Here is a 6,472-nt window from a genome sequence, read left to right as displayed (position 1 = left end):
CGGTCCGGAGCGCTGCTCCGGACTCCGTTTCGGAGACAACCCCGACCTCTGGCAGACGATCTTCTCGATGGGCTCCCGCCCACGATCAGCACGAGCACCCCGGAACGCGGTCACACCAGCCCCGCTGACCAAGGACTTTCAGGTTGGCGGGGGTTCACTCCCGCGCACCGACCGCACCGGTGCGCGCACCACCGCACCGAGTGGAGGCGCACCGGATGGGCTCGGTGCGCCTCCACCGCACCGGATCGGTGCGCTCCACCGCACCGGTGCGCACCCACCCAGTGCGGTGGTGCGGTCAGCGGTGCAGAGCCACCACGTTCTCCACCACCGCACGGGCCCGCGCCATCTGTTCATCGCGCAGCGCCTGCAGAGCCTGGACGGCGTCCGTGGGGGCGTCCGCGAGGACCTGGCCGACGAAGTGCGCGATGGTGCGGGCGATCCCCGGCGCAGCAGTCGCGGGGGCGTGTGTGGCCCACTCGCGGATCGCCATCAGGTAGATGACGCCGACCTCGTCCAGGACGAAGGAGTCGGCGCAGGGGTCGGAGTCGTCGGACAGTGCGGTCACGGGGAAGACGACCAGCTCCGCGATGCCCGGCAGCTGCTCCACCTCGGGCGCGAGCCACGCCGCCGTGGCGTCGTCTCCGGCCTCCACCGCCAGGACGTAGTCGAAGCCGAGCTGGACCAGGTGCGGGGGCAGCGAGGGAACGATCGGGGAGATGGGCAGCTCCTGACGTACGGGCGCCGTGCCGATCACGGCGACGTCCCTGGCTTTGTCCATGAGAACGGGCTCTGGTCCACTTCTTGTGGAGCTGAGCTGCCTCAGGTGACTGCGGGCAATGTGAGGTTCCGACCTGCGATGCCTACTCCTGGGCGGACCACGAAGGTGGTCGGTTCTCACTCAGCCGTGGGCAGCCGTCTCTAGGGTGTGCATCAGGGAAGTCCACTGATCGTCCGGGAGGCGTCATGCCCTTGCAGATGAAGTTGAGCGCGATAACCCTCGACTGCCCGGATCCGCTGGCTTTGGCAGCGTTCTATCAGCAGGCCACCGGTCTGGAACTCCATCCCAAGTCGAACGCTGACTTCGCCGGTCTCGACTGTGAGGACCAGGTCTTCATCGGCTTTCAACGGGTCGATGGCTACCGGGCTCCGCGCTGGCCTGAACAGACCGTTCCTCAGCAGCTTCACATGTGCTTCAAGGTCAAGCAGGGCTTGGACCAGGTCGAAGCCCGGTTGCTGGAGCTGGGTGCGGGCAGACCGGATCATCAGCCTCATGGCGCCAAGGCGCGCGTTCTCATCGATCCGGTTGGGCACCCCTTTTGCATCGTCGAGGAGGCTGATTGAAGAGTTCACGACGACTGTAGGCCCAAGCCATGCATGCCTAGGGAAGAGCGGGACTATATGCGGGCACAGGACCAGGGCGGTGACGCTCTGTCACGTCAGCAGGACCCGTTTGCGCAGAAGTGCGAATCCTGCTCGGCCGAACATCTGGCGCTTCAGCATCTTGATCCGGTTGACGTGACCCTCCACGACACCGGAGTTCCATGGTTGTGTGAGGCCGGCGGTCCCTCACGGCCTTCGTCTCGATCGGTGCACCTTGGTCGGAGCACATGATCAGACGAAGGCCGCTTCAATGTCCGGCGAATGCCCAGGTGAGTGATCCAGTTCGAGATGTCGTTCGACGCCGGGAGCCAGGCACGGGCACTGATGCCTCAGCCAGCGAGCAGAGCCTGCATCCACTGGTCTTCGCGTTGCTCGATGTATTCGGCGTCGTTTCGCCAGGCGTCGCCATGGCCTTCAGCCCACAGCCTTGCCCAGGGCTGGGCTCCTTGGGCTGCCTGGTCGCGCAGGAAGTCGTGCATGGAACGCGTACGGCGCCCCAACACAGGGACCAACCGACGACGCTCGGACTCAGCGAGACCGTAGTCGGTCCAGGGCGGTCTCGGAGCGGCCTTTGGGGCGGCGTACGGGCACGTGAATACCGATGCCAGCGCCGATGTAGCCCTTGTCTGCGAGTGTGGGTAGCCCTTCGGCGGCGGCTTTGTACAGCGCGGGCAGCACGTGGATACGGGCCGCGGTGATGTCCGGGGTGGAACCCGGCTCGACTTCGGAGACCCACAAGGGGGTACCGTCCGGCGCGGCCAGGAACTGAATGTTGCCGCCGAAGTTCTTGTGCTTCCGGGAGAACCACAGGTCGTTGCCGTTCTCCCGAACCCCGGCCAGGCGGTCGCAAGCAATCAGCGTGCCGTCCAGCACCACGTGTGTCATCCCCTCGGCGCGGCAGAGGTCCAACACCTCGGGCAGATCAGGAGCTTGGGCGGCCAGCACGTCGATGCCCTCATGGAGGTAGCGGTAGCCGGTGGCCTGCGAGATCCCGGCGTCCCGGGCCAGGCAGTGCACGCAACCGCGTTCTCGGAACCACCGCAGCACCAGTACCGCCTGGCGGAACGGGCCCAGGGCGCGAGATCCCTTCGGCGTGCCGATCCCGCGCCTGTGAGCGGCCAGCAGCCGGGCGAGGAACTCCACGATGTGGCGTGGGACGTCGAGCGCGGCAGCGTAGGTGACCAACGTGAAGCCTCTAGTTCGAGCAGACATGATCTTGATAGACCAGTCCTACCAGGGGCTTCACGCCTGCCCGACCTCGTGGCCCACCCGGAGATCATTTCGCCGGGGAAGCCTCAGTGGGGGTAAGAGCCAGCTGGGCTCAGCCCCAGGTCTTGCCGGCCGGTTCCTTGATGGTGCGGTTGATCCGGTTGAAGAAGTTTGTCAGCGCGATCTCCAGGTTGATCGCGCCGATCTGTTCCTCAGTGAAATGGGCGTTGACCTCTTCCCAGATCTCGTCGGTAACCCCCTGCGCACCATCCTGCAACCGGGTGGCGGCCTCGGCCAGCGCCAGTGCCGCGCGCTCCGCATCGGTGTAGAACGGCGCCTCACGCCACGCCGCCACGTTGTGCAGCCGCTCGTCGGTGTCACCGGCCTTCTTCCCCCCGGCGACACTGGCGTAGACGCACGCCGAGCAGCTGTTGATCTGGCTGGCGCGCAGGTGGACCAGCGCGAGCAGCTTCGGGTCAACACCCCCGGCGGCGATCGCCTTCTGAAGGTGCTGGACCGCGTTCCACACATCGGGGTTGTTCGTATTCTTGCTCTTGAGCCGGTTTTCCATGGGGGAGTGCTCTCCTTCATCGGGTTACGTTGCGGCGCCTCTGCGCGTCATCCCTATGACGGAGCAGCTTCCAGGGAGGTAACAACATGGCCGGCCCCCATCCCGCGGACCCGATCGCCGATGCCTTCGAGTCCCACCGTGACCGGCTCCGAGCCGTCGCCTACCGCATGCTCGGATCACACGTCGACGCGGAAGACGTGGTCCAAGAGGCGTGGCTGCGTCTGTCCCGCCAGGACACCGACACCATCGACAACCTCGGCGGCTGGCTGACCACCGTGGTCGGCCGCATCAGCCTCGATGTCCTGCGGTCGGGCCGGACGCGCCCAGAAGTCTCCTTCGACGACCAGCTACCCGAATTCACCGTGACGCTCGACGACGCTCCTGCTCCGGAAGACCTTGTGGCACTCGGGGACTCCGTCGGCCTCGCGCTGCTCACGGTTCTCGACTCGCTGCGCCCTGACGAACGACTGGCGTTCGTGCTGCACGACGTGTTCGCCGTGCCCTTCGCGGAGATCGGCACCATTCTCGGCAAATCCGCCGACGCGACCAAAATGCTCGCCAGCCGCGCCCGCAGGAAAATACAAGCCGCCCAGCAGCCGGCAAGCGCCGGACGACAACAACGCGAGGTGGTCCAAGCCTTCCTGGCCGCAGCCCGCGACGGTCAGTTCGAGCAGCTGCTGCAGGTCCTCCACCCCGAAGTGAAGTTCACCGTCCACACCCCGAACGGCACGTTCGTCACGCTCGGAGCCACCGAAGTCGCCACCCGCGCGCGAGTGGCCGGCAGCGCGGCACGAGGACATGCGGCCACCATCAACGGCCGCCCCGGCGTCATCTCCTGGGGCAAGGACGGCACCCCGCTCTCCCTCCTCGCCTTCACCGTCGCCGACGGCCACATCACCGAGATCACCGCCGTGGTCGACCCAGCCAGACTCGCGCTCATGGACCTGCCGGACCCGGTGTGACTCCCTACCGACGAAGCCGCGCAATGCGAGTCCACACCTGATCCCGTAGAGATGTTGAACTGAGCCTCTGAGAAAACCTCACTGACCACCAGGGCCCGCCCACGGTCACGATGCGCCAACACCACCCTCGACCAGACCGTAATCTCCGCCGACAACCCCTACACAACGGTCCGCACCCACTTCCGCATCAGCCCGCATACCCGCAGGTCAGCATGTGCTTTTGACCGTGGTCGGTATCCGCCATCCCCTCCGCGCACCCCCCCCGTTACCTTTTTCGTGGCTCCGCAATGGGGCCTCCGGCCTTCGGGTCCGGCATGACTTCCCCCCCTTGTTGTTCATGATCCGGGGGGTGGTGTCACCGGGTCCGGAGGCATCGACGGACCGCTGATGAGGGGCTTGAGCACCGGCTTCACCCAAGGCCGGAAGAGCTCTCCGTAACGTGGATGTGGCAGCTCGGTGCCCAGGCAAGGCCGGACGTGAACGTGATGGAGGGGCCTGCACGTGATCGACACCGGCGACATCGACGTCTTCCTCGGCCTGGGCGTCGGCAAGGGCGAACACCACGCCACCGCCGTCACCCCGGCCGGCAAGAAAGCCTTCGACAAGCGCCTGCCCAACACCGAACCCAAGCTCCGCGAGCTGTTCGCAAAACTCCAGGCCAAGCACGGAACGGTGCTGGTCGTGGTCGACGAGCCGGCCTCGATCGGCGCCCTGCCGCTGGCCGTTGCGCGGGACATGGGCTGTCTGGTCGCCTATCTGCCGGGGCTGACGATGCGGCGGATCGCTGACCTCTACCCGGGCGAGGCCAAGACGGACGCGAGGGACGCGTTCATCATCGCGGACGCGGCCCGCGCGATGCCGCATACGCTGCGGGCGATCGACGGCGAGGACGAGACGATCGCCGAGCTGGAGATGATCGTCGGCTTCGACGACGACCTGGCTGGTGAGGCGACCCGGGTCGCGAACCGGCTGCATGGCCTGCTGACCCAGATCCACCCGTCGCTGGAACGAGTGCTGGGGCCGCGGTTGCAGCACCCGGCCGTCCTGACGCTGCTGGAACGGTTCGGGTCACCGGCCCAGATCCGCAAGGCGGGGAGGCGGCGGCTGGTCACGCTGCTGCGGCCGAAGGCACCGAGGATGGCCGAGCGTCTGGTCGAGGACATCTTCGCCGCGCTGGACGAGCAGACCGTGACCGTTCCGGGGACCGAGGCGGCCGCGCTGATCGTCCCGAGCCTGGCCGCCTCCCTGGCGGCCGTGCTCGACCAGCGCAAGCTGCTGGCCGGGCGGATCGAGGAACTGCTGGAGGCCCACCCTCTTTCGAAGGTCCTGACGTCGATGCCGGGAGTCGGCGTCAGGACCGGAGCACGGATCCTGATTGAGGTCGGCGACGGCAGGACCTTCCCGACCGCCGGCCACCTCGCCGCCTACGCCGGTCTCGCCCCGGCCACCCGGAGCTCGGGCTCCTCGATCCGCGGCGAACAGCCCTCCAGGAGAGGAAACAAGCAGCTCAAAAGGGCTTTCTCTTCCTCTCCGCGTTCGCCGCCCTGGGCGACCCCGCGTCCCGGGCCTATTACGACAAGAAGATCGCCCAGGGCAAGCACCACACCCAGGCCCTGCTCTGCCTCGCCCGGCGCCGGGCCGACGTCCTGTTCGCGATGCTCCGTGACGGAACCTTCTATGAACCGCATTCGTCGGCCGCAGTCACCTGACCTGCGGGTCTGCGAGGAGAACGACTCGATCGGCCTCGACATCGAAGCCGAGCACTGGATGGCCATGGTCGCCTTCCGGGTCCATCAGCACGGGCTTGTTCAGCCGCCTTCCGATCTCCCGGAGGAAGCCGCAGAACACATCAAGTCGCTCCTGGCCCTGCAACTCCCGCAGGTCGACGTCGAAGTCGACTTCGTCGTCGGCATAGAACCGGAAGATCGCCAGCACATCGGCCGTCGGCCAGACCCGCAGGTTCGGGCACTCGGCGTCCGCCGGGCGGGACAGCACGACCTCCGCCCGGGGCGCCGGAAGCACCGCTTCTCCCTCGGAGTACTGGCACTTCCAGCCCTTCTCCGCGACCAGGTCGAGGACCGCCTGCCAGTCCTGCACCGAGGCATCCGGGACACGCATGTCCGGCAACGACCCCATCAAGTCCGGGTCGAAGAAGCACTTCACGTCATCCCACAACAGATCAGCCACCCGGCCATGCTGCCCGCCTCACCGACCCAGCGCACCCCCGTTTCCCTTGACCAAAGACATAGGGGCACCCCCCCGCACCCCCGGTGCATCAGGTGATGCACCGGGGGTGCGGGCTGGTTCCAGAGTTGATCCGGCCCCGGTTTTGAAGCACAGCCGAGGCCGC

7 protein-coding genes and 1 pseudogene are annotated in these 6,472 nt (G+C 66.9%); 3 read left to right on the top strand and 5 right to left on the bottom strand.

Annotation, left to right across the window (positions count from 1 at the left end; all coding sequences use genetic code 11):
• Nucleotides 1–295: 295 nt before the first annotated feature.
• Nucleotides 296–778, bottom strand: coding sequence for a hypothetical protein (locus ACZ5Y0_RS36690; RefSeq protein WP_469132967.1), 483 nt, complete (start codon nt 776–778; stop codon nt 296–298).
• Between the two features lie 185 nt (nt 779–963).
• On the opposite strand from ACZ5Y0_RS36690, the gene ACZ5Y0_RS36685 reads away from it, so the two are divergent.
• Complete coding sequence (locus tag ACZ5Y0_RS36685; RefSeq protein WP_469132966.1) at nt 964–1,341, top strand: VOC family protein; 378 nt, start codon at nt 964–966, stop codon at nt 1,339–1,341.
• A 368-nt stretch (nt 1,342–1,709) separates the two neighbouring features.
• Here the strand turns inward: ACZ5Y0_RS36685 and ACZ5Y0_RS36680 are convergent, their stop codons facing one another.
• The 3 genes from ACZ5Y0_RS36680 to ACZ5Y0_RS36670 all read right to left on the bottom strand — a co-directional run bounded on the left by ACZ5Y0_RS36680 (nt 1,710) and on the right by ACZ5Y0_RS36670 (nt 3,160).
• Nucleotides 1,710–1,859, bottom strand: coding sequence for a hypothetical protein (locus tag ACZ5Y0_RS36680; RefSeq protein WP_469132965.1), 150 nt, complete (start codon nt 1,857–1,859; stop codon nt 1,710–1,712).
• Between the two features lie 49 nt (nt 1,860–1,908).
• A complete protein-coding gene (locus ACZ5Y0_RS36675; RefSeq protein WP_469132964.1) occupies nt 1,909–2,592 on the bottom strand; it encodes a transposase family protein in 684 nt (227 codons plus the stop codon).
• 109 nt (nt 2,593–2,701) lie between these two features.
• Nucleotides 2,702–3,160 (bottom strand): carboxymuconolactone decarboxylase family protein, encoded by a 459-nt coding sequence (locus ACZ5Y0_RS36670; RefSeq protein ID WP_403587263.1) that lies wholly within the window; start codon nt 3,158–3,160, stop codon nt 2,702–2,704.
• An 86-nt stretch (nt 3,161–3,246) separates the two neighbouring features.
• Between ACZ5Y0_RS36670 and ACZ5Y0_RS36665 the strand changes: the two genes are divergently transcribed.
• Entirely contained in the window at nt 3,247–4,122 is an 876-nt protein-coding gene (locus tag ACZ5Y0_RS36665) for a sigma-70 family RNA polymerase sigma factor (RefSeq protein WP_469132963.1), read from the top strand.
• A gap of 501 nt (nt 4,123–4,623) precedes the next feature.
• Nucleotides 4,624–5,831 (top strand): annotated as a pseudogene (locus ACZ5Y0_RS36660) (IS110 family RNA-guided transposase).
• Here the strand turns inward: ACZ5Y0_RS36660 and ACZ5Y0_RS36655 are convergent.
• Nucleotides 5,824–6,309: a hypothetical protein gene (locus ACZ5Y0_RS36655; RefSeq protein WP_469132962.1), complete on the bottom strand. Its 486-nt coding sequence runs from the start codon at nt 6,307–6,309 to the stop codon at nt 5,824–5,826. The pseudogene ACZ5Y0_RS36660 and the gene ACZ5Y0_RS36655 sit on opposite strands and share 8 nt — an antisense overlap.
• Between the last annotated feature and the right edge of the window lie 163 nt (nt 6,310–6,472).

This window comes from Streptomyces sp. NPDC033216, from assembly GCF_055577115.1.
The sequence above is the reverse complement of the archived record's forward strand: the minus strand, read 5'-3'. Positions and strand labels throughout refer to the sequence as shown.